Origin of the sequence: Micromonospora carbonacea, assembly GCF_014205165.1 — a bacterium.
In the GTDB taxonomy this organism is placed as follows: domain Bacteria; phylum Actinomycetota; class Actinomycetes; order Mycobacteriales; family Micromonosporaceae; genus Micromonospora; species Micromonospora carbonacea.
The window spans coordinates 2664585-2687497 of sequence record NZ_JACHMZ010000001.1 but is presented as its reverse complement, the minus strand read 5'-3'; the positions used below and the strand labels follow the sequence as shown (position 1 = coordinate 2687497).

General features: G+C 76.7%; 10 protein-coding genes. 3 read left to right on the top strand and 7 right to left on the bottom strand.

Annotation, left to right across the window (positions count from 1 at the left end):
• Nucleotides 1-15: 15 nt before the first annotated feature.
• From HDA31_RS11610 to HDA31_RS11580, 7 genes are all read right to left on the bottom strand, one after another.
• Nucleotides 16-5559: a type I polyketide synthase gene (locus HDA31_RS11610; RefSeq protein ID WP_221486601.1), complete on the bottom strand. Its 5544-nt coding sequence runs from the start codon at nt 5557-5559 to the stop codon at nt 16-18.
• An 11-nt stretch (nt 5560-5570) separates the two neighbouring features.
• Nucleotides 5571-9116, bottom strand: a complete 3546-nt coding sequence (locus HDA31_RS11605) for a non-ribosomal peptide synthetase (protein WP_178065072.1) — start codon at nt 9114-9116, stop codon at nt 5571-5573.
• Entirely contained in the window at nt 9113-11422 is a 2310-nt protein-coding gene (locus tag HDA31_RS11600; RefSeq protein ID WP_178065071.1) for a lantibiotic dehydratase, read from the bottom strand. Before HDA31_RS11600 ends, HDA31_RS11605 begins: the two co-directional genes overlap by 4 nt.
• A complete protein-coding gene (locus HDA31_RS11595; protein ID WP_178065070.1) occupies nt 11419-14568 on the bottom strand; it encodes a thioesterase domain-containing protein in 3150 nt (1049 codons plus the stop codon). The genes HDA31_RS11600 and HDA31_RS11595 overlap by 4 nt, the downstream gene beginning before the upstream one ends.
• Nucleotides 14565-18362 carry an AMP-binding protein gene (locus HDA31_RS11590; protein ID WP_178065069.1) on the bottom strand — a complete coding sequence of 1266 codons (3798 nt, stop codon included), beginning with the start codon at nt 18360-18362 and terminating at the stop codon, nt 14565-14567. Before HDA31_RS11590 ends, HDA31_RS11595 begins: the two co-directional genes overlap by 4 nt.
• 913 nt (nt 18363-19275) lie before the next feature.
• Complete coding sequence (locus HDA31_RS11585) at nt 19276-19476, bottom strand: DUF397 domain-containing protein (protein WP_178065068.1); 201 nt, start codon at nt 19474-19476, stop codon at nt 19276-19278.
• Entirely contained in the window at nt 19467-20234 is a 768-nt protein-coding gene (locus tag HDA31_RS11580) for a DUF5753 domain-containing protein (protein ID WP_178065067.1), read from the bottom strand. Before HDA31_RS11580 ends, HDA31_RS11585 begins: the two co-directional genes overlap by 10 nt.
• A gap of 324 nt (nt 20235-20558) precedes the next feature.
• On the opposite strand from HDA31_RS11580, the gene HDA31_RS11575 reads away from it, so the two are divergent.
• The 3 genes from HDA31_RS11575 to HDA31_RS11565 all read left to right on the top strand — a co-directional run bounded on the left by HDA31_RS11575 (nt 20559) and on the right by HDA31_RS11565 (nt 22912).
• Nucleotides 20559-20843 carry a hypothetical protein gene (locus HDA31_RS11575; RefSeq protein WP_246383891.1) on the top strand — a complete coding sequence of 95 codons (285 nt, stop codon included), beginning with the start codon at nt 20559-20561 and terminating at the stop codon, nt 20841-20843.
• On the top strand, nt 20843-21097 hold the full coding sequence (locus HDA31_RS11570) for a flavin reductase (RefSeq protein WP_178065066.1): 255 nt from the start codon (nt 20843-20845) through the stop codon (nt 21095-21097). The genes HDA31_RS11575 and HDA31_RS11570 overlap by 1 nt, the downstream gene beginning before the upstream one ends.
• 141 nt (nt 21098-21238) lie before the next feature.
• A complete protein-coding gene (locus tag HDA31_RS11565; RefSeq protein ID WP_178065065.1) occupies nt 21239-22912 on the top strand; it encodes a carboxylesterase/lipase family protein in 1674 nt (557 codons plus the stop codon).
• Nucleotide 22913: the final 1 nt, after the last annotated feature.

The window sequence follows — 22913 nt, the reverse complement described above, 5'->3', positions numbered from 1 at the left end:
GTGCTTCCTTGGTGCTCACGCGCGGGGCAACCGCGGGATGCTCGTGGTCGGGGCCGGGGCCGGGGGCTCGTCGGCGGCGGACGCCTCGGCGCGCAGCTCCTCGATGCGGGCGGCGAGCCCGGCGACGGTGGGCGTCTCGAAGAGGCTGCGCATCGGCAGCCGTACCCCGGTCGCCTTGCGCATCGACGCGATGAGCTGCACCGCGACGAGGGAGTTGCCGCCGAGGGCGAAGAAGTCGTCGTCCACGCCGACGACCGGCACGCCGAGGCCGTCGCGCCACACCTGGGCGATGGTGGCCTCCAGCTCGGTGCGCGGCGCGGCCGACGCGCCGGCCTCCACGGTGGCGGCCGACGCCGCCGGGTCGGCCTCCGACTCCAGGCTCCCGGTGGTGACCCGGGCGGCGCGGGCCCGGATGTCGGCCACCGACCGGGTGGTGATCACCACCTGGGTGCCGAGGCCGGCGGTGAGGCTGCGGCGGAACGCCTCCGCGCCGTCGACCGGGCGGATGTCCTCGCTGGGCGCACCCGCCACCGGGCCGTCGGCGTCGGCGGGCGTGCCGTCGGCGGCGAGCCCACCGGTGACCGCCGACGCGTCCACCCGGCGCAGCACGAAGTCGCTGATCGAGACCAGTTCCCGCCCGTCCGGGTCGGTGAGGGTCAGGTCGGCGGAGACGACCTCGTCGGTGCCGCCGGCGCGGTGGCGCAGGTGGCTGTGGAACCGCCCGGGCAGCGGCCCGCGCACCACGATCCGCCCGTACGACAGCGGCAGGTAGGTGCCGGAGCCCTGGCCCCGGCCGAACGCGGTGGCCACGTCCAGCAGGGCCGGGTGCAGGCCCCACGCGCCGAGGTCGGCGGCGGCCTCGGCGGGCGCGGTCACCAGCGCCAGCTCCTCGCCGTCGGCGAGGTGGTGCGCGGCCAGCGACCGCCAGCGCGGCCCGAAGGCGAGCATGCTGGTGCGGCCCCGGCCGAACGACGCGTCGTCGTCGACCCGGCGGGAGCGGGCGGCCACCGCCGCCACGTCGACCGCCGCCGGGGCGGGCTCGGTGGTCCAGCCGGCCGCGCCGCGCACGTGGGTGCGCAGCACCCCGGCGGCGAGGCTCTGCACCACGAACTCCGTGGCACCGTCCTCGGCGGCGGTGAGCGCCACCCGGTACTGGGCGATCGTGCCGTCGGGCACCGAGAACGGCTCCAGGAACACCACGTCGCGCAGCTCCACCGCCGCGTCGGGGCCGGGGGCCGCGACGGCGGCGGCCACGGCGGCGCGCACCGACTCCAGGTGGGCGGTGCCCGGCACCACCGGCACCCCGCCGATGCGGTGCTCGTCGAGCAGCCAGTGGGTCGCGGCGGAGACCAGCCCGTGCAGCACCGTGCCCTCCGGGCCGGTCACCCGCGTGGTGAGCACCGGGTGGTCGACCGTGGCGGTGACGGTGTCCCGGGTCACCGCCCGGAACCCGGCCGGCGCGGTGCTCTCCGCCGCCATGCCGACCTCGGCCCAGCCGCCCCAGTTCTGCGCCACCACCGGCGCGGCCCAGCCGGCACCGGCGCGGGCGTGCGCGTCGAGGAAGTTGTTGGCCGCGCAGTAGTCGACCTGGCCGAAGCCGCCGATCACGGCGGTGATCGAGGAGCAGAGCACCACGAAGTCCAGCGGCAGGTCGCCGAAGACCTGGGCCAGGGCGAGGGTGCCGGCGAGCTTCGGGGCGAACACCCGGTCGGCCTCGGCGCGGTCCTTCACCTCGGCCATGCCGCCGCCGGGCAGGCCGGCGGCGTGCACGATCCCGTCGATCCCGCCGAACTCGGCCTCGGCGGCGGCCCGCACCCGGCGCAGGTCGGCCGGGTCGGTGACGTCGGCGGCGAGGACCAGCACCGACGCGCCGGCGGCCTCCATCCGGCGGATCGCGGCGATGGCCCGGCCCGCCCGGTCGTCCGCGCCGTGCACGGCGAGGTGGTCGTCCCACCGCTCGCGCGGCGGCAGGCCCGAGCGGGCCAGCAGCACCAGCTTCGCCTTCGCGCGGGCGGCGAAGTCCTCGGCGAGGGTGATGCCGATGCCGCCGAGGCCGCCGGTGATGACGTACCGGCCGCCGTCGCGCAGCGCGCCCGGCTCGGCCTCCGCGTCGACCGTCACCTGCTCGTAGCCGGTGACCCAGCGGCGGTTCCCGCGCAGCGCCACCTCCGGGTGCGCCGGGTCGACGGGGCGGCGCAGCTCGGCGACCAGGGCGTCCGCGCCGGCCGCGGCGGGGTCGGCGTCGAGCAGCCGCACCGTCAGGCCGGGCAGCTCGACCGGCAACACCCGGGCCAGGCCGGCGAGGGTGGCGTGCTCGGGGCGGGTCAGGTCCGCGCCGGTCACGTCGCCGATGCCGGCGGTCACCAGGTCCAGGGCCAGCGGGCGCTCGTCGCCGGTGCGGCCGGCCCCGGCGAGGGCCTGCACCAGGTGCAGGGCGCTGAAGAAGCCGCGGTCCTGGGCGGCGAGGGTGGCGGCGATGTCGGTGCCGGTGGGCTCGCCGTCGAGGGCGAGGGCGTGCACCAGCCGCGCCGGCAGGTCGTCGCCGAGGGCGGCGACCAGCGCGTCGAAGTCCTCCCGCGCGGCGGGGCGCAGCGTGAAGCCGTCGGTCTCCGTGCCGGCCGCACCGGTGGTGCCACCGGGGGCCGCGGGGACGGCGGCGAACGCGTCGCCGGGGCGTACCACGACGGGGTCGGCACCGGCGGCGCGCAGGCCGGCGACGAGCGCCGCGCCGCGCGGGCCGTCGACCAGCACCAGGCACCGGCCGAGCGGCGCGGTGGCCGGCGCGGGCGCGGCCTGCCGCCACACCGGCACGGCGAACCACTCCGGCAGCGGCCGGGGGCCCGCCTCGGCCGGCGCGGCGGCGACCGCCTCCACCGGGTCCGGGTCGACCCAGTAGCGGCGGCGCTCGAACGGGTACGTCGGCAGCGGCACCCGCCGGGCCGCCGGGTCGGAGCCGGCCCGCACGGGCAGGCCGGCGCACCACAGCGCCCCGGCGGTGGCCAGCAGCGTCGCCAGGTCGCCGGCCGGCTCCCCCGGGCCCGGGAGGCTGCCCAGCGGCACCAGGGCCCGCTGCTGCGCCGAGCCCTTGGCGACCTGCATCCGGGCCAGGTTGGCCAGCTGCCGGCCGGGGCCGCACTCCACCAGCGCCCAGGTGCCCTCGGCCAGCAGGGCGGCCACCGCGTCGCCGAAGCGCACCGGCTGGCGCAGGTGCGCCGCCCAGTACGCCGGGTCGGTGGCCTGCGCGTCGGTGATCCAGGTGCCGGAGACGTTCGACACGAACGGGACGCGCGGCGCGCGCAGCGCCACGGTGGCCATCAGCGCGGTGAACTCGGCGAGGATCGGCTCCATCATCGGCGAGTGGAACGCGTGCGAGGTGCGCAGCGCCTTGCTCTTGACCTTGCGGGTGGCCTTCAGCGTCTCGGCGAACGCGGCCACCGCGTCGGCCTCGCCGGCCACCACGCAGGTGCCCGGCCCGTTGACCGTGGCGATCGACACGCCCTCGGGCAGCAGCCCGGCGACCACCGACTCGTCCAGCGGCACGGCCAGCATCGACCCGGCCGGCAGGGACTGCATGAGCCGGCCCCGGGCGGCCACCACCGTCAGCGCGTCGGGCAGGTCGAGCACCCCGGCGACGGTCGCGGCGACGTACTCGCCGATGGAGTGCCCGACCATCGCCGCCGGCCGCACGCCGAAGCGCTGCCAGGTGACGGCCAGGGCGTATTCCACGACGAACAGGGCGGGCTGGGTGTAGCGGGTCTGCGCCAGCAGCCCGGCCGCCTCCGGGTGCCGGCCGAGGATCAGCTCCCGGATGTCGAGGCCCAGCTCGGCGCGGAGCAGCTCGGCGCACTCGTCGACCACGGCGGCGTAGCCGGGCTCCTCGGCGTAGAGCTGCGCGCCCATGCCGGCGAACTGGGAGCCCTGGCCGGAGAAGAGGAAACCCACCTTCGGGGCGGGCCCGTCGGTCACCCCGCGCGTCGCGCGCCGGGGGTTGCGCAGCGCGGCGACCGCGTCGGGCAGGTCGGTGGCGGCCACGGCGAGGCGGTGGGCGTACTGCTGGCGGCCCACCCGCAGGGTGTGCGCGACGTCGGCGAGGTGCGCGGCCCCGCCGTCGGGGTTGCCGGCGAGGTGCTCGGCGAGCCGGTCCACGGCGGCGTCGAGGGCGGTGGCGGTCTTCGCCGAGATGTGCAGCAGCTGCGCCGGGCGCACCCGCCGGTCGCCCGGCTGCGCCGGCGGCGCCTCCTCCAGCACCACGTGGGCGTTGGTGCCGCCGATGCCGAAGGAGCTGACCCCGGCGCGGCGCGGCGCGCCGTCGGTGTCCCACTTGGTGAGGGTGTTCGCCACGTAGAACGGGGTGTCGGCGAACTCGATCGCCGGGTTGGGGGTCTCGTAGTTGATCGTCGGCGGGATCAGCCCGTGCTCCATCGCCAGCACCGTCTTGATCACGCTGACGATGCCGGAGGGCTGGCTGAGGTGGCCGATGTTGGACTTGACCGAGCCGATGCCGCACCAGCCCCGGTCGTCGGTGTCCTTCGTGTAGACCGCCGACAGGGCGGCCACCTCGATCGGGTCGCCCATCGCGGTGCCGGTGCCGTGCGCCTCGACGTAGCTGATGGTGCGCGGGTCGATCCCGGCCATCCCGACGGCCTGGGCGACGGCCTCCATCTGCCCGTCCACGCTGGGCGCGGTGAAGCCGACCTTGCCGGCACCGTCGTTGTTGATGGCGTTGCCGAGCACCACGGCCCGGATGTGGTCGCCGTCGGCGATCGCGTCGGAGAGCCGCTTGAGCAGCGTCACCCCCACGCCGCTGCCCCACACGGTGCCGTTCGCGGCGGCGTCGAACGGCCGGCACCGCCCGTCGGGGGAGGTGAAGCCGTCCATGCCGAGGTAGCCGGCCTGCGGCAGCTCGATGTTGACGCCGCCGGCCAGGGCCATGTCGCACTCGCCGTTGCGCAGCGCCTCGCACGCCAGGTGGAACGCGACCAGCGAGGTGGAGCAGGCGGTGTGCACGGTCAGGCTCGGCCCCCGCAGGTCCAGCCGGTACGACACGTTCGTCGCCACGTAGTTCGGCGAGTTGCTGGTGGCGATGGAGACGGCGCTGTGCGGGTTGCCGCCGACGCGCTTGTTGCGCAGCACGTTGCGGTTGAGGTACGACGCCGCGCCGGTGCCCGCGTACACGCCGACGGCCCCGTCGTAGCGGGCCGGGTCGTAGCCGGCGTCCTGGAGCGCGGTGTAGCAGGTCTCCAGGAACAGCCGGTGCTGCGGGTCGGTGACCTCGGCCTCCCGGGCGGTCATCCCGAACAGGCCGGCGTCGAACTCGTCGTAGCCGTCGACGAGGGGGGCGCGGCTGACCCAGCCCGGGTCGTCGACCTCCTCGGGCGGCACGCCCCGGGCGAGCTGCTCCTCTCGGGTCAGCTCGGTCACCGACTCCACGCCGTCGACCAGGTTGCGCCAGAACTCGTGCACGTCGGCCGCGCCGGGCAGCCGGGCGGCCAGCCCGACGATCGCGATCGGCTCGATGCCGTCGTCGGCGGGGTGGTCGGTGTCGATCGCGTTGTCCATCAGGTCGTCCTTCATGCGGTGCCGCCGGGGCGGCGGGGAGGGATACGTCGGGCGCGGCTGCGGCGGGCGGCGGCCCGCAGCGCGGCGCGGGCCAGCTCCGGCCGGTCGGCCGCGCCGTCGAGGTGCGCGGCGAGGGCCCGGACGGTGGGGTGGCGGAACAGGTCGAGCATCGCGATCGACCGGCCGGTGGCGGCGGTCAGCCGGGCGTGCACGGCGGCCAGGGCGAGCGAGTGCCCGCCGATGTCGAAGAAGTTGTCGGTCACGCCGACGCGGTCGCGGCCGAGGACCTCCCGCCAGGCGGCGGCGACCAGCTCCTCGGTGTCGGTGAGCGCGTCCGGCCCCGCCGGCAGCGCCACCGGCCGGGCGGGCTCGGCGGACGCGGCGACGGTCATCGCGCCGAGCCCGGCGGTGCGCACCGTCGGCCGGGGCAGCTCGGCGGCCACCTCCCCGGCCGGGGACCGCGGCGCGGCGGCCAGCGCGCCGACGAGGGCGGCCAGGTCGGCCAGCATCGCCTCGACGCGGTCGGCGTCGAACAGGTCGGGGTTGAACACCACCTCGACGCCGAGCCGGCCCGGCCCGTCCGCACCGGGAAGCGCCCGCTCCACCACGTACACGGTGAGGTCGAACGGGGAGCCCGGCTTGGGCACCGGCACCGGCTCGCCGGCCAGCCCGGCCAGCGCGAGCCGGGGCTCGGCGAAGTTGAGCACGTTGAACAGCACCTGCACCAGCGGGGCGCGGGAGGTGTCCCGGCCCACGCCGAGGGCCTCCACGATCCGCTCCAGCGGTGCGCCGGGGTGGGCGGTGGCGTCGTGCAGCTCGGCGGCGCACCGGTCGACCAGCTCGGCGAAGCTCGCCCCGGCCGTGCGGACCCGCACCGGGACGGTGTCGATGAAGAACCCGACGACGTCGTCGAACGCGGCCAGCCGCCGGTCGGCGACGATCGCCCCGACGACGTGGTCGTCGCCGCCGGTGAGCCGGGTCAGCAGCTCGCCGAACCCGGCCAGCAGCACCGCCGCCACGGTCGTCGAGCGCCGCTCGGCCAACGCCCGCACCGCCCGGTCCGCCTCGGCGGAGAACGCGACGGCGGTCTCCACCCCGGCGTACGTCTGCACGGCGGGGCGGGGCCGGTCGCGGGGCAGCTCCAGCACCGTCGGCGCGCCGGCCAGGTGCGCGGACCACCAGGCGAGGTCGGCGGCGCCCCGGCGGCGGTCCCGCTCGGCCCGCCACACGGCGTAGTCGGCGTACCGGGCCGCCGGGGCGGGCAGCGCCGGGTCGTCGCCCGCCACGGCCCGCGCGTACGCGGTGGCGAGGTCGGCGTAGAACACCGCCTCGGACCAGCCGTCGAACACGGCGTGGTGCCAGGTGACGGCGAGCACGTGCTCGGCCGCGCCGAGCCGGTAGACGGTCACCTGCCAGGGCGGGCCGGTGGCCAGGTCGAACGCGTGGCCCGCCCCGTCGGCGAGCATCCGGGCCAGCTCCGCCTGCGGGTCGTCGCCGCCGGTCAGGTCCACCACGGGCACCGGCACGTCGGTGGGTTCCGCGCAGACCGCGTACGGCACCCCGGCGGTCTGCGGGATGCGCCAGCGCAGCACGTCGTGCCGTCCGGCCACCGCCCGCAGGGCCGCGCCGAGGGCCGGCACGTCCAGCTCGCCGCGCAGCCGGTGGGCCACCGCGATGTTGTACGGCGCGCTGGACGGGGCGAGCTGGTCGACGAACCACAGCCGCCGCTGCGGCGGGGACAGCGTCGGCGGGTTGCCGGTGGTCAGCCTGTCCCCGGCGTCGGGGGCGGCGGCGGTGATCCGCTCCACCAGGCCGGCGAGGGTGCGGCCGGCGAACACGTCCCGGGTGTCCACGGCGCGGCCCAGCTCGGCGCGCAGCGCCGCGACCAGCCGCATCGCGGCGATGGAGTTGCCGCCGGCGGCGAGGAAGTCGGTGTCGGGGCCGGGGGCCGCGCCGAGCAGCCGCGCCCACACCCGGGCCACCGACCGGGTGACCGGGTCGCCGTCGGCCGGGCCGTCGACGTCGCCGGCGGCGGGCGCGGGGCGGGCGGCGGCGGCCAGCGCCCGCAGCGCCGGCCGGTCCAGCTTGCCGGTGGTCGGGCTGACCGGCAGCGCCGCCAGGCGCAGCACCCGGGCGGGGCGCATCGCGGCGGTCAGCCTCGGCTCGGCGTACGCGGCCAGCGCCGCGTCGTCGGGGGCGTCGGCGGGGGTGAGGAACGCGACCAGCTCGGCCCCGGCGGGGGCGTCGACGGCCTCGGCCACGACCCGGTCGACGCCGGGCAGCCCGGCGAGGACCGCCTCGACCTCGCCCAGCTCGATGCGCTGCCCCCTGATCTTCACCTGCCGGTCGGCGCGGCCGAGGTAGACGATCCGCCCGTCGGGGGCCTGGGTGACCAGGTCGCCGGTGCGGTAGAGCCGCTCGCCGGGCAGGCCGGAGAACGGGTCGGGCACGAACCGGTCGGCGGTCAGGCCGGGCCGGTTGAGGTACCCGTCGGCCAGGCCGGGGCCGCCGATCAGCAGCTCGCCGGTCTCGCCGGGCGGCACGGGGCGCAGCTCGGTGTCGACGACGTACGCGCGGTGGTTGGGCACCGGCCGGCCGATCGGCACCGGGTCCGTCTCGGCGGCGGTCAGCTCGGCGGTGACGGCCAGCACGGTGGTTTCGGTGGGGCCGTAGCCGTTGACGAAGCGCCGGCCGGGTGCCCAGCGGGCGGCCAGCTCGGCGGGCACCGCCTCGCCGCCGCAGAGCACGGTGCGCCAGCCGGGCAGCTCGGCCGGGTCCAGCGTGGACAGCACGGTCGGGGTCAGGAATCCCCAGTCGACCTCGTGGGCGGCGATGAACCGGGTGAGCCGCGCCGGGTCGGACCGGTCGTCGGCGTCGACGAGCTGCACCGCGCCGCCGAGCAGCAACGGCACGAACAGGTCGATGACGGCCGCATCGAAGCCGAGCGAGGCGGCGCCGAGGCCGCGCACCGACGCGTTCGCTCCGGTGAGCGCCGCGCAGCCGGTGACGAACTCGACGACGTTGCGATGGCTGACCAGCACGCCCTTGGGCCGGCCGGTGGAGCCGGAGGTGAACAGCACGTACGCGGGGTCGCCGGGTCGGGCCGGGCAGGGGGCCAGCGGCGCGGGGCCGGGCAGCCCGAGCGCCTCGATCCCAGTGGCATCGCCGAACTCGGCCTCGGTGGCGTCGCCGACGACGACGCGCACCCCGGCGTCGGCGGCGATCTCGCGCAGCCGCCGGCGGGGGCCGCCCGGCTCCAGCGGCACGTAGCACGCGCCCGCGAGCAGCACGCCGAGGACGGTGACCACCAGGTCGGGGCGGCGGTGCCCGCACACCCCCACCCGGGTTTGCCGGCCCACGCCGCGCTCGCGCAGCGCGGCGGCGACGCCGGCGGCCCGGCCGACCAGCTCCCGGTAGGTGAGCTGCTCGTCCCACTGGCGCACCGCCACCGCGCCGGGGGTCCGCGCGGCCTGCGCGGCGACCAGGTCGGCCAGCGTCGCGTCGGGCCACGGCAGCGGCTCGCCGTGCGCGGCGCTGATGGACAGGATGTCGGTCACCCGTGTTCCCCCCGGTAGGTGGCTGGATCGGTGATCTGTAGGCGCAGCTCGCTGACGTAGCCGCGCCCGGCGGCGTCGGTCACCCAGGCGTCGGCGGGGGCCGGCAGCAGCTCGCTGACGGTGAGCGTGACGGCCGGGTCGGTGCGGGCGGCGGCGTCGGCCATGGCGCACAGCGACTGGGCGTACAGCGGGCCGGTGAGGTCGACGTAGCAGGGCTTGACCTCGGTGCCGACCTTCACGAAGACCCGCTCGGGCAGGCCGAGGCGGGCCCGCCAGCGGCGCACCGCGAGGTAGCGCGCGGACTCGCCGGTCACCCCGGCCAGGCCGCTGTCGGCGACGGTGGTGCGCCAGGTGCGCCGGGCCACCACCAGCCGGTCGATGGTGATCCGGGGCGTCGTCGGGGCGGGGGCGAGCAGCTTGAAGCTGTCCAGCAGCAGTGCGCCGAGGAGGTTGGCGAACACCTCGACCAGCGGCCAGCGGGCCCCGTCGGGCAGCACCGCCACCAGCCGCCCGGCGACGGACTCGACCCGGACGGCGCTCGCGGCGACCAGGTCGGTGACGTCCGCGCCCCGGGCCGTGTCGATGCCGACCTGCCGGTCGGCGGGGCCCCGCAGGTGCCAGGTGGTGCGGGTGGTCTGCCGGGGGAACCCGGCCGGCGGCAGCAGCCGCAGCCGGGCCGGCCCCAGGTCGGCGTCCATGGCCGCGCGCAGCGCGGCCGGGTCGGGGTGGAACGGGGTGAACACGGCGCTGTCGAACGGCGTGGTCGCCGGGTGCAGCTCGCCCAGGACGAGCTGGAACTCCCCGGCGTTGAGCGCGTCGACGCCGGCCGCGGCGACCTGCACGTCGGGGCTGTGCACGCGGGCGGTGGGCCAGCCCGGCGCGGCGGCGGGGAACAGCGCCTCGGCCCGCCCGGCCAGGTCGGCGCTGCGCAGCCGCAGCTCCGGCTGGTCGGCGGCGACGTCGGCGAGCCCGAACAGCTCGGCCCAGCGGGCGGTGAACCCGGCGCTGGCGACGGCGACGGGGCCGTCCGGGGCGAGGATGAGCCCCTGCGCGAGGGACCACATGTCGGCCAGCCGCACCGGACCGTCGGCGGCCAGCTCGGCGTGCAGCTCGCCGAGGACCCGCTCGCACGCCGCGCCGATCTCGGCGGTCAGCCAGCGGGCGGCCCGCAGCACGATCGCCAGGGGCGCGGCGAGCGCGTCGACGACGGCCGACCCGACGGCGACCTCCAGGTCCCGCGTCGTCTCCTCGTAGACGACCGTGCGGCCCGTGTACATCTGCCCGCCGTGCCGGGTCGCCGACTCCCCGGTGGCGGCGGTGAACTCGGCGTTCAGGGCGGCCAGGGCGGCGGCGAGCCGGTCCGGATCGCCGGCCGCCGACGCCACGGCGTCGCGGGCGGCGACGAGCCGGTCGAGGCCGGCGGCCAGGCCGGCGCGCAGCTCCGGGTCGCCGACGGCGGCGATCCGGGCGGCGAGCACCCGCACCGCCTGCGGGTTGTTGGGCAGGCCGGCGTCCCAGGTCAGCAGGCCCCGCTCGACGAGCCGGTCGAGCAGCAGGTAGCCGTCGTCGGCGCGGCGCAGGCCGGCGTCGCCGTCTTCGCACAGCCGCGCCACGATCTCCCGGGCCGGGGTGCGGCCGTCGCAGCCGGCGAGCAGCCGGGCCTCCACGGCGGTCAGCTCCACCGCCGGGGCCAGCGGCGGGCACAGCCGGCGGCCGTCGAGCCGCAGGTGGGGCGGCAGCACCGGGGCCCACCAGCGGCGCACCGCCGGATCGGCGGCGAGCCGGTCGGCGTACGCGGACAGCGCCCACGCCTCCAGGTGCGCCTGGCGGCGGGCGACCAGCCCCGGACCGGGGGTCAGCCGGGTGTGCGGGGTGTCCGGGTCGAGGGCGCCCCAGCAGACCGGCCCGAAGAAGCCGATCGTCTCGGCCTTGCCGCAGTAGCGCTGCCAGTAGCGCAGCACCGCGATCTCCCGCTTGCGGCGGGGCTTGTTGCGCACGGCCGGGTCGGTGCGCAGCAGCCCGTCGAGGGCGACGAGCATCTCCGGGTTCTGCCAGGTGACCGCCTCCCGCACGGCCGGGTCGGCGCAGATCCCGGCGAGCACGGCGGAGGAGCCGGCCAGGGCGGCGGCCAGCTCCTTGTCGTACGCCTCGGTGGTGACCTCGCCGGCCAGCAGCGCGTCGGCCGCCGCGGCGGCCTCGGGCGCGGCGAGCAGGTCGAGGCCGGCGGCGGGGAAGCCGGCGGTGCGCAGCAGCACGTCCCGCCACACCGACCAGCCGGTGTCGCCCAGTGGCAGCAGGTGGCTCACGGCGCGGCCCGCCGCTGGTCGTCGACGATGTGCAGCCGCAGCTCGCTGAAGTAGCGGCGGCCGGCGGCGTCGGGCACCCACGCGTCGTCGGGGGTCGGCAACATCTCGCTGACGGTCAGCGACACGGCGTCGCCGCCGTCGGTGCGGGCGGCCCGGACCATCGCGGCGAACATGGCGGCGTAGGCGGGGCTGCCCAGGTCGACGAAGCAGGGCTTGGTCTCGGTGCCGAGCTTGACGTAGACCAGCTCGGGCAGGCCGAGGTCGCGCCGCCAGCGGCGCACGGCGAGGAACCGGTCCCGTTCGGCGGTGACGTCGGCCAGGCCGCTCTCGGCCACCGTGGTACGCCACGTCTGCCGGGCCACCACCAGCCGGTCCAGGGTGATCCGGGGCGTGTACGGGGCGGCGGCGACCAGCTTGAACCCGTCGACGGCGTGGGCGCTGAGCAGCCCGGCGAACACCTCGGTCAGCGGCCAGCTCGCCCCGTCGCGGGCGGTGACGACGAGCCGGCCGTCCTCGTCGGCGACGGTGAGGTCGACGGTGGGCAGCACCCGGTCGGGGTCGACGCCCGGGGCGGGCAGGAACGCGAGCTGCCGGTCGGTGGGGCCGGTCAGCGCCTCGGCGGTGCGGCTGGTGCGCCGGGGCCAGTCGGCGGGGAACAGCAGCCGGATCCGGTGCTCGCCGAGGTCGGCGGCGAGCGCCGCGCGCAGCCGCGCCACGTCCGGGTGCGACGGGGTGAACACCTGGCAGTCGAACGACGGCCACGCGGCGTGCAGCTCGCCGAGCACGGCGGTGTAGTCGCCCCGCGCGAGGGCGTCGGCGTCGGCGGCGCAGAGCTGGAGGTCGGGGCTGTGCAGCCGGCCGCTGGTCCAGTCGCTGGGGCGGTCGGGGAACACCTCGGCGACCCGGTCGGCCAGGTCGGCGACGGCCAACCGCACCTCGGTCGCGCCGTCGGGCAGGTCGGCGAGGCCGAACAGGCCCGCCCAGCGGGCGGCGAACTCGGCGGCGACGGCGTCGACGGGCCGCTCGCCGGTGCCCCAGAACAGGCCCTGCACGAGGAACCACAGGTCGGCCAGGCTGACGGGGGCGTCGCCGGCGTCGGCGCGCAGCTCCTCGTAGAGGTCGCGGAACGTCGCCCCGTACGCCTGCTCCAGCTCGCCGGCCAGCCACCGGGCGGCCCGCAGCAGCACGGCGAGCGGGGCGGCGAGGTCGGCCAGCAGCGGCGCGCCGAAGCTCACGTCGAGGTCGCGGGCGGTGTCCTCGTAGCAGAGGGTGCGCCCGGCGTACATCTGGCCGGCGCGGCGGCGGGCCGGCTGGCCGGTCAGCTCGGTGAACGTGGCGTCGAGCCGGTCGAGGGCGGCGCGCAGCCGGTCGGGGTCGCCGGCGGCGTCGGCCACCTCGTCGCGGGCGGCTTGCAGCCGGTCGAGGCCGGCGCGGGCCGCGAGCCGGGCCGGCTCGTCGCCGATGGCGTCGATGCGGGCCGCGAGGGCCGCCTCGGCGTCGGGGGCGACGGGCAGGTTGGCGTCCCAGGTGATCAGCTCCCGCTCGACGAGGCGGTCGAGCAGGGCGTACCCGTCGTCGGGGCGGCGCAGCCCGATCGCCGGGTCGGCGACCAGGTCGCGGGCGCTGCGGTGGCCGTCGGCGGCGGCGAGCAGGGCCGCCTCGACGGGGGTGAGGGTCACCGGCGGACGGCCGGGGCGCAGCACCGACCGGTCGCGCAGGCTCAGGTGCGGCTGGAGCAGCGGCGGCCACCACTGCCGCACGGCCAGGTCCGCGCCGACGCGGTCGGCGTACGCGGACAGCGCCCACGACTCGAACCACACCCAGCGCCGCCGGGTCAGGGCCGGGCCGGGGCGCACCCGGGCGGTGTCGGCCTGCCCCGGGTCGAGGGTGACCCAGCAGCTCGGGCCGAAGAAGCCGACGGTCTCGTTCTTGCCGCAGTAGCGCTGCCAGTACTTCAGCAGGGCCCGCTCGCGGTCGCGGCGGCGCACGTTGCGGGGCGCGTCGGCGTCGGCGCGGGCCAGCCCGTCGAGGGCGAGCAGGGCGGTGCGGTTCTGCCAGGTGACGGCCTCGCGCAGCAGCGGGTCGGCGGCCAGCTCGTTGAGCCGGCCGGCGGTGGTGGTGAGCGCCTCGGCGAACTCCTTGTCGAACCGTTCCGCGCCCTCGCCGGTGGCGAGCAGGTCGTCGGCCGCGGCGGCGGCCTGCGGCGCGGAGAGCGCGGTGAGCCCGTCGGCGGGAAACCCGGTGGTACGCAGGATCGCGTCGCGCCACACCGACCAGCCGGTGTCGCCCAGCGGCACCCGGTGCGCGTCGGCCTCGCCGGCCCCGTCCCTGGTCGGGGCGGCGGCCTGCTCCGCCGGGCCGTCCGGGGCCGGCACGGTCCCGTGTGCGCCGGCGACCCGGACGGCGGCGGCGCCCCGCAGGGCGTCGGTGAGGTCGCCGCGGATCGCGGCGACCAGCTCGGGCAGGCGGTCGTGCAGGAAGAAGTGCCCGCCGTCGATCTCGTGCAGGGTGAACCCGGCGGCGGTGTGCCGCGCCCAGGCGGCGCTCTGCGCGTGGCTGACGGCCCGGTCGGCCCGGCCCGAGAACGCGACGACCGGCACCGGCAGCGGCTCGCCCGGCACGTAGCGGTAGCTGTCGACCCGGCCGAAGTCGGCGCGCAGCAGCGGCAGCAGCAGCTCCACCAGCTCGGGATGGGCCAGCACCTCCGGCGGCAGCCCGCCGCCGTCGCCGAGGCGGCGCAGCAGCTCCTCGTCGTCCACGGCGGACAGGCCGTCGAACAGGCTCGCGTCGTCGACGTGCGGGGCGCGCGCCCCGCCGACGTAGAGCCGCAGCGGCAGCGGCCCGCCGGTGCGGGCCAGCTCGCGGACCACCTCGAAGCCGACCCGCCCGCCCATCGAGTGCCCGTAGATCGCGTACGGGCGGTCGGCCCGCCCGGCGATCGCGGCGGCGACGTCGGCGACGGTGAAGCGCGGGTCCTCGCTGATCCGGTTCTCCCGGCCGGGAAGCTGCACGGGCAGCACCTCGACGTCCGCGCCGAAGGCCCCCTGCCAGTGGCGGAACGCGCTGGCCCCGGCCCCGGCGTAGGGCAGGCAGAACAACCGCACCGGCGCCTGGGGACGGCTTCCGGCGGAGACGAACCAGTTCACCGCACGCCTTTCTGAGGGGGGTCGATCCAGTGCCGCTGACGTTGGAAGGGATAGGTGGGCAGCCCGGTGCGCCGCACGCCGCCCTCGGGGTGCAGGGCCGCCCAGTCGACGTCGCGGCCGGCGACCCAGTCGAGGGCCAGCTCCCGCAGCTCGCCGTCGGGCCCGGCGACCCGGGCGTCGGCGTCGGGCAGGCCGGCCGGGCCGGCGGCGTCGGGCAGCCCGTCCAGGCCGACGGAGTCGAGCAGCTCGTCCAGGCCGGCGAGGGCGGCGGCGAGGTCGGTGGCGACGACCGCCGCCCGGCAGCCGAACTCCCGGCGGCCCAGCGCGAGGGTGGCGGCGACCTCGGCCAGCGCCGGGGACGCCCCGGCCAGGTGCTGCCGCAGCCGACGCAGCGCCGCCCGCAGCGCCACGGGGGTACGCGCCGACACCGGCAGCAGGTGCGCGACCGCGTCCGGGGCGGCGTCCCGCGCGGCGGCTCCCGGGACGGCGGCGTCCCGGGCCTCGACCGGCTCGACCGGGGGCGGCTGCTCGACGACGACGTGGGCGTTGGTGCCGCCGAGCCCGAACGAGCTGACCCCGGCCACCCGGCGGGCCACCTGCGGCCAGTCCCGGGCCTTCGTCGGCACGTAGAACGGGCCGCCCGCCAGGTCGATCTCGGGGTGCGGGCGGGTGAAGTGCAGGTTCGGCGGGATGACACCGTGCTGGACGGCGAGCACCGCCTTGATCAGGCCGGCGATGCCGGCGGCGGCGTCGAGGTGCCCGATGTTGGTCTTCACCGAGCCGAGGGCGCAGCTCTCGGCGGGCGCGGCGCCCCCGTACACCTCGTGCAGGGCGGCGACCTCCAGGGCGTCGCCGAGCGGCGTGCCGCTGCCGTGCGCCTCGATGAGGCGTACCTCGCCGGGGGCGACCTCGGCGGCGGCGAGCGCGCCGGCCACGGCGGCGGCCTGCCCCGACGGGCCGGGGACGGCGTAGCCGGCGCGGTCCGCGCCGTCGTTGGTGACCGCCCAGCCGGGCAGCACCGCGTAGATCCGGTCCCCGTCGGCCTGCGCGTCGGCGAGCCGGCGCAGCGCGACGACGCCGACGCCGGAGCCGAAGCCGGAGCCGTTGGCGGCCTCGTCGAAGGCGCGGCACCGGCCGTCCGGGGAGGCCATCCCGCCGGGGGTGTGCCGGTAGCGGGGCCAGGTCACGTTGACCCCGCCGGCCAGCGCGATGTCGCACTGGTAGTCGGCGAGGCTCTGGGCCGCGACGCAGACCGCGACCAGCGAGCTGGAGCAGGCGCTCTGCACGGCCAGGGCCGGCCCGGTCAGCCCGAGACGGTAGGCGACCTGGCCGGGCAGGTGGTCGGTGAACTGCCGGCCGACCAGCCGGGCCTCCCAGTCGTCGGGGTCGACGTCGCCGACCACCGCCGGGTTGTCCATGAGGTGGAACAGGAAGTAGCGGTTGGCGGAGGTCGCGGCGTAGACGCCGACCAGGCCGGGGAACCGGGACGGGTCGTGCCCGGCGTCCTCCAGGGCCTCCCACGCCGTCTCCAGGAACAGCCGGTGCTGCGGGTCGGTGCGGGCGGCCTCCTGCGCGCCGAAGGCGAAGAAGTCGGCGTCGAAGTCGGCCACGTCGTCGAACCGGCCGGCGGCCCGCACGTGCCGGGGGTCGGCGAGCAGCCGGGGGCCGATGCCCAACGCGGCCAGCTCGGCGTCGGTGTGCTCGTGGATGGCGTCGACGCCGGCGCAGAGGTTCCACCAGAAGGTCGCCGGGTCGGGCGCGCCCGGGAAGCGGCCGGCGAGCCCGACGACGACGATCTCGTCGCCGGTGTACTCGCGGGCGGCCGTGGCGGGCGCGGCCGGCGCCGGCCCGACGGGCGCGCGGTCGGGCGCGGCCGGCGCGTCGACCAGGCGGGCCTGCGCCTCGATCGTCGGGTTCTCGAACAGCCGCAGCAGGGGCAGCCGCACCCCGAACCGGGCGGCGAGCCGCTGCTGCACCACGCCGAGCAGCAGCGACTGGCCGCCGACGTCGAAGAAGCCGGCGGTGCGGGCGATCGTCTCGCGGCCCAGCACGGCGCACCAGACGTCGTGCACGGCCCGCTCGGTGGCGGTGGCCGGCGCCTGGCCGGCGGCGTCCTTTGCGACGGTGGCTTCGGCGGCCGGTTCGGGTAGCGCCCGCTCGTCGATCTTGCCGGTGACGGTGAGCGGGAACTCGTCGACCACGACGACGGCCCGGGGCAGGGCGTACTCCGGCAGCCGCCGGGCGAGGGCGGCGCGCAGGGCCGCCGGGTCGAGGACCCCGCCGGCCGGGCGGGCGTACGCGAGCAGCTCGCCGCCGCGGGCGATCGCCCGGACCGCGCCGACCCCCGGGCAGGCGGCGAGCACGGCCTCGATCTCGGTCAGCTCGACCCGGAAGCCGCGCACCTTGACCTGCCGGTCGAGCCGGCCGAGACAGACGAGGTCGCCGCCGGCCAGCCGCGCCCCGAGGTCCCCGGTCCGGTACGACCACACCCCGTCGCCGTCGCGGCTGAACCGGTCGTCGGCGCGGTCGAGGTAGCCGGGCGCGACGTGCCGGCCCCGCACGACGATCTCCCCGGTGGCGTCGCCCCGGGCAGCCTTGGTGGCTCCGACGGGGGCTGCGCCGCTGGGGTCGGCGTCGGTGTCGGTTTCGGGGTCGGCGTCGGTGTCGGTTTCGGGGTCGGCCAGGTGCAGCTCGTAGCCGGGCAGCGCGGTGCCGATCGGCAGCGGGCCGGTGGCGGCCGGGTCGGCCTCGGCCAGCGGCAACGCGTAGCGGGCGGCGAACGTCATCTCGGTCGCGCCGTACCCGTTGACCAGCACGCAGCCCGGGGCGAACCGGTCCCGGCCCTGGGCGGCGTCGGCGTGGGTGGCCTGCTCGCCGCCGAGCAGCACCGCCCGGACGCTGGTCAGCCGCCGGTCGCCGAGGGCGTCGAGCAGGAACCGGTAGACGGTCGGGGTGGAGTGGTAGACGGTGACCCGGTGCTTCCCGAGCTGCTCGACGGCGTGGGCCAGCCCGTGCCGGCGCAGGTCGACGGGGACGACGGCGGCACCGGTGAGCAGCGCCGGGTACAGGTCGGGGATGGCCGCGTCGAAGCTGAACGAGGCGAGCAGGCTGAGCCGGTCGTCGGGGCCGATGCCGAGGGTGGCGATCTGGTTGTCGACGACGTGGGCGAGGTTGCGGTGGGTCTGCCCGACGGCCTTCGGCAGCCCGGTCGAGCCGGAGGTGAACAGCACGTAGGCCAGGGCGTCGGGGTCGACCGGCACGGGGCGCAGCGGGGCGGGGGCCACCGCGTCGGTGGTCAGCACGACGCTGGCCGGCACGACGCTGTCTGACACGCCGCTGGCCGACACGGCGGTGCCGGGCCCGTCGGCCTGTTCCCGGTGGTCGGGGCCGGGCTCGCGCTCGGTCCCGGGTCGGCCGGTCGGTTCCCGGTGGTCTGCGGCGAGCCGGTCGGCCAGGTCCCGGTGCTCGGGGGCGGTCAGCACGGCGCGCACCCGCGCGGCGGCGAGCATGTGGCGCAGCCGGTCGACGGGGAAGCCCGGGTCCAGCGGCACGTACGCGGCCCCGGCGGCGAGCGTGCCGAGGATGGCGGCGACGGTGGGCGCGCCGTGCGGGGTCAGCAGGGCGACCCGGTCGCCGGGGCGGATCCCGGCGGCGGCGAGCAGCGCGGCGTGACCGCCCGCCGAGGCGGCGAGCGCCGAGTAGCTCACCGGCTGGCCGTCGCCGAGCAGGGCCGGCCGGTCGGCGAAAACCGCCGAACGGTCAGCGAAACGATGGACGATGTTGTATGTTTCCATGTCAGTGGGCGCGGGTCGTCGCACCACCGACGGGCGCGCAGCATCCAAGCATCGTGATCACGATCCCCCCCAGGACTTCACAATGGATGCAGCATAGGACTCGATGCCCGGCCGGCAAGATCATCGATCAGAGTCGGACCGAACAGCCGACGGACGCGACCCGGGACGGCCGGCAAGATTCACCCGATCATCCCCCTAGCGCGCACATGAGTTTCAACCTAGAGGCATACCCGCAAGTAATCTTGCGGCCAAAGCACCTGATGACCGGCGTTTTTCCACTGAGGCCGGACCTTAACGGCAGCTCAGGAAGGGCAATTGGCGCGGGCGGGGCACCGGCCATCGTACGCCGCGAAGGCAATCCCGACCGCCCCGCACGCACCCCTGTCGGCCGCCCCGCACGCGCTCCACGCGCCCCGCGCGGCGGGCCGGTCACCCACGCCCGCGCGTTCGGTGAGGAAGGACGCCGCCGTCCCCCCGGCGCAAGTCGTCCCGCCCGGCGACCTCCGCGTGGTTGCGACGCCCCCCCACGGCGCAACGAGACCTCGGCGCTGAACGCTGGCCGCCTCCGCGACACGACACGCCGACGCGACTCCACCGCGACCGGCCACCGAACGCCCCACCCCGCGCCACCGGACGACCCGCGCCGCCAGGGCTGGCCCGCGTGCGCCCAGCCCGACGGGGCCGGGGCCGCCCGAGCGCCCGCGCACCCCCACCACCACGCGTCACGAGGCACCCGAACACGACCAAGAGATCTTGGTACGAAACGGCCCCCCGAGGGGCCGAAAACTACCAAGATCTGTCGATGCTCCACCGCGATGTCGCGATATCGGCCGTGGCGACGTCGTCGGCCGTCAGGTCACGTCGCGGTCGGCTCGCGCACGGGCTCAGGCGGGGCCAGGCGGGGCCGGGCGGGTCAGCCGACGGGGCCGATCCGCTTGGCGAGACCCACGAACCCGGCCCAGGCGTCCGGCATGAAGGCCAGCGTCCCGCCGGCGCGGTCCTTCGTGTCCCGGACAAGAACGACACCAGGCAGGTTGTCAGCGACCTCGACGCACGCACCGCCGTTGTTGCCGCTCCTCGTGCTCTTGCGCCACCGAGCCTGGCTCACGTCCATGAGGCCGCCGCTTTCCTGATGAGTGCTAGGGATTGCGCCCGCGGCAGGGCATCACCACAGATACGAGCCCACCGCCGATCCAGCGTAGCAAGGTCAGTTGCCTGTTCGAGGATCTGCGCGTGGGCCTGACCATCCACATGGAGGAGCCGCGCGCCGCCGTCCAACTCGGCGAGGATGAACGGCCCGCCGAGCCCGGCGTACATCCCCACGTCGGCAGGAACGACATGGACCTGGACGAACGGCAGCGTCGCGCAGGTCGCCAGGTGTTCGCATTGGTCGCGCATCATGGACCGGTCCCCGCCAGCCGTGCGCCTGAGCACCATCTCATCGATGACCGCGACCAGCAGCATGGGCGGGTCGCGGCGCAGGACCGCCTGTCGAGCCAGACGAGCGGCGACGAGTCGGTCGACCTCGCCACTGGACAACGCCTCACCCGCGAGGGTGGCTCGCGCATACGCCTCGGTCTGAAGTAGGCCCGGGATCCAGGCCAGCTCGAACCATCGCAGCGAGAGCGCCTCGCGCTCTACGTCTGCCCACCGCCGGAACCACGTCGGCTCGCGCCGCTTGCCGACCTCCGGCCACAACTCCGAGACTTCTCGCCCGAGCAGGGCGGCAACCTTCGCCCGGTGGCGGGACTGCGGGATATGTCCAGGATTTGCCCACCGCCCTGCCGTCTTCGGATCCACCTCAACCTGAGCTGCAAGGGCTTCGGCAGTCAGACCGGCAGTCGCCATCGCCTCGATAACCGCGTGGTTCATCCGGCTTCCCTTTCTGAATTGTCCCGCGCACCTCAAATCCATCCTGCTACAGGGTGTGTTCGTCTCACAACCCTCAGCAAGCTGGTGTCTGGGCGGCGCGGGTCGGTCGACAGATGTCTCGGCCCGTGTTCGCCGAGGGGGCCGTCCCGGTCCTTCCGCACCAGCCGGACGGCCCCCTCTCCACTGCTCCACTGCCGACACGCACCGAGGGAGAGCCATGCCCCACCGACGAGCACGTGATCTCCGGGCGCCCTTCCGCCCGGACGGCGACGCCGAGGTGTCGCGTACCCCGATCGGGGGCCGACGGAGAGACGGGGGCCGCTGGTGAGGCCGGCGCTCGCGCTGCAACGGCACTGCGCGGCCGGGCCCACCTGGCGGTGCGCGGCCGACGGCGAGCCGTTCCCCTGCTCCGCGTGGCGGAGCCTGCCCCTGGACGACCACCTGCGCGGCGCGCTGCTGGCGGGCTTCACGCTCTTTCTGCGCCTGGCGATCCGCGACCTGCGGGGCCGGCCGGAGGGCCCGACGCCGCCGCAGATCGTGCGGCGGTTCCTGTGGTTCCTGCCGTTGACCGACGAGGAGGCGCGGGCGACCGCGCTGCGGTACCGCTGATGTCGGGCGGCCCGCACCTGCCGATGCGTCCCCTCTGGTTGTGCCGCCGCTGCGGGGCCCCGTGGCCGTGCGGCCCGGCGCGGCTGTCACTGCTCGTCGAGTACCGGGGCGACCGCACCGCCCTGCTGTTCTACCTGGCGCTGCTCATGCAGGAGGCGACGGCCCACCTGACGGCGCTGAATCCGGCGAGCCCGCCCGGCGACCTGACCAACCGCTTCCTGTCCTGGGTACGCGCGCCGCGACCGCCCTCGTGAGCGCCCCGTCTCGGGCCGGTTCCGGGTGAAGGGGACCGGCCCGAGGCGGGGCTCGGCGCTGCCCGCCAGGACAATTGTCACCGCGCACCGGGTACCGGCGGTTCTGCCAGCGCCGGCCTGGCCGTTCGTAGCGTGCTGGGCATGGCTGACCTCGTTCTGTCCCGCACACTCAGATTCGGCGCCCTGATCCTGGCCGCGGTGCTCGCGGCGCAGGCCGCCCCGGCGCAGGCCGCCCCGGCGTCGCCGGCGAGCGCCGGGCCGGTCGTCCGGACCGACAGCGGACTCGTCCGCGGGGTGACCGGCACCGGCTTCCGGACGTTCCACGGCGTGCCGTACGCGGCGCCCCCGACGGGCGAGGGTCGCTGGCGGGCCCCGCAGCCCGTGCCCGCCTGGTCCGGGGTCCGCGACGCGACCGCGACGCCCGAGAGGTGCGCGCAGAACATGGTCGGCGGCCCGCCGGCCGGGGTCGAGGACTGCCTCTACCTGAACGTCACCGCGCCCACCACGCCGGGCCCGCACCCGGTCCTGGTCTTCGTGCACGGCGGCAGCTTCCAGAACGGATCGGGCGTCGACTACGACCCGGCCCGGCTCGCCAGCCGGGGCGGCCTGGTCGTGGTGACCATCAACTACCGGCTCGGGGTGTTCGGCTATCTGGGGCTACCCGGGCTGGCCGGGTCCGGCACCTTCGGGCTTGCGGACCAGCAGGCCGCGCTGCGCTGGGTGCGACGCAACGCGGCCGCGTTCGGCGGGGATCCGGGCAACGTCACCCTCGACGGCGAATCGGCGGGTGCGGCAAGCGTCTGCGCGCAGCTCACCTCGCCGTCCGCTCGCGGCCTGTTCGACAAGGCGATCATGGAGTCCGGGTCGTGCCTGACCGACTGGCCGGACGCGCTGTTCCTTCCGGGGACCGAGGCCGGGGGGCAGTTCAGTCCCCGCGCGACGGTCGAACGGGCCGGTTCGGCTCTCGCCACCACGCTCGGCTGCCCGGCTGACCAGGCGCTCACCTGCCTGCGCGGCCAGGACCCGGCCGCGCTGCTCGCAGCGACGACCGGGACCGGCGTCGAGGCGCTCACCACCCCGGCTTACGGGACGGCGCTGCTGCCGGACTCGCCGGCGGCAGCGTTGCGGGCCGGGAAGGCGCTACGGGTTCCGGCGCTGGTCGGCAACAACCGCCACGAGCACCGGGCGTTCATCGGATTCATGGAAGTCACGCGGGGGGCCTACACCGCGGCCGACTACGAGGCGATGCTGGGGGCGGCGTTCGGCGACCAGGCCGCCCGGGTGGCCGCGCGCTATCCGGCCGAGGCGTACCCGACGCCGGGCCTGGCGTGGGCGGCCGTGGCGACCGACCGGATCTGGGCCTGCCCGACCCGCACCGTCCACCGACTGCTCGCCCGCCACGCGCCGACTTACGCGTACGAGTTCGCCGAGGAGCACGGGCCGGCGCTGACCGTGGACTACCCCTGGGGCGCCGCGCACGGATACGAACTTCCGTACCTCTTCGACGTCGCCAACTTCCTGACGGTCGGCACGGTACAGCCCGAACTGGCCGCCGACATGATCGATTCATGGGCGCGCTTCGCGGCCACCGGGCGGGCGCCATGGCCTGCCGTACGCCCGACCGAGGCGGCACCCTATGCCCGGGTGTTCGCGGTCGGCCGAGGCGGCAGTGTCGACCTGGCCGCCGAGCACCAGTGCGCGTTCTGGGACACGATCGCCACGGAGGCCTCGGCGGGTGGTCGATCCGGCCCGGGTGCCACGCCCACGCCCGTCGGCCACCGGTCCGCCCACCCGCGCTCGACCCTGCGCCCCTGAC

Bases quoted from the DNA above. Each gene is read 5' to 3' on its own strand.
- HDA31_RS11585 (WP_178065068.1), bottom strand. From the start codon at position 19,476: ATGGACGTGAGCCAGGCTCGGTGGCGCAAGAGCACGAGGAGCGGCAAC.
- HDA31_RS11610 (WP_221486601.1), bottom strand. From the start codon at position 5,559: ATGGACAACGCGATCGACACCGACCACCCCGCCGACGACGGCATCGAG.
- HDA31_RS11590 (WP_178065069.1), bottom strand. From the start codon at position 18,362: ATGGAAACATACAACATCGTCCATCGTTTCGCTGACCGTTCGGCGGTT.
- HDA31_RS11580 (WP_178065067.1), bottom strand. From the start codon at position 20,234: ATGAACCACGCGGTTATCGAGGCGATGGCGACTGCCGGTCTGACTGCC.
- HDA31_RS11565 (WP_178065065.1), top strand. From the start codon at position 21,239: ATGGCTGACCTCGTTCTGTCCCGCACACTCAGATTCGGCGCCCTGATC.
- HDA31_RS11570 (WP_178065066.1), top strand. From the start codon at position 20,843: ATGTCGGGCGGCCCGCACCTGCCGATGCGTCCCCTCTGGTTGTGCCGC.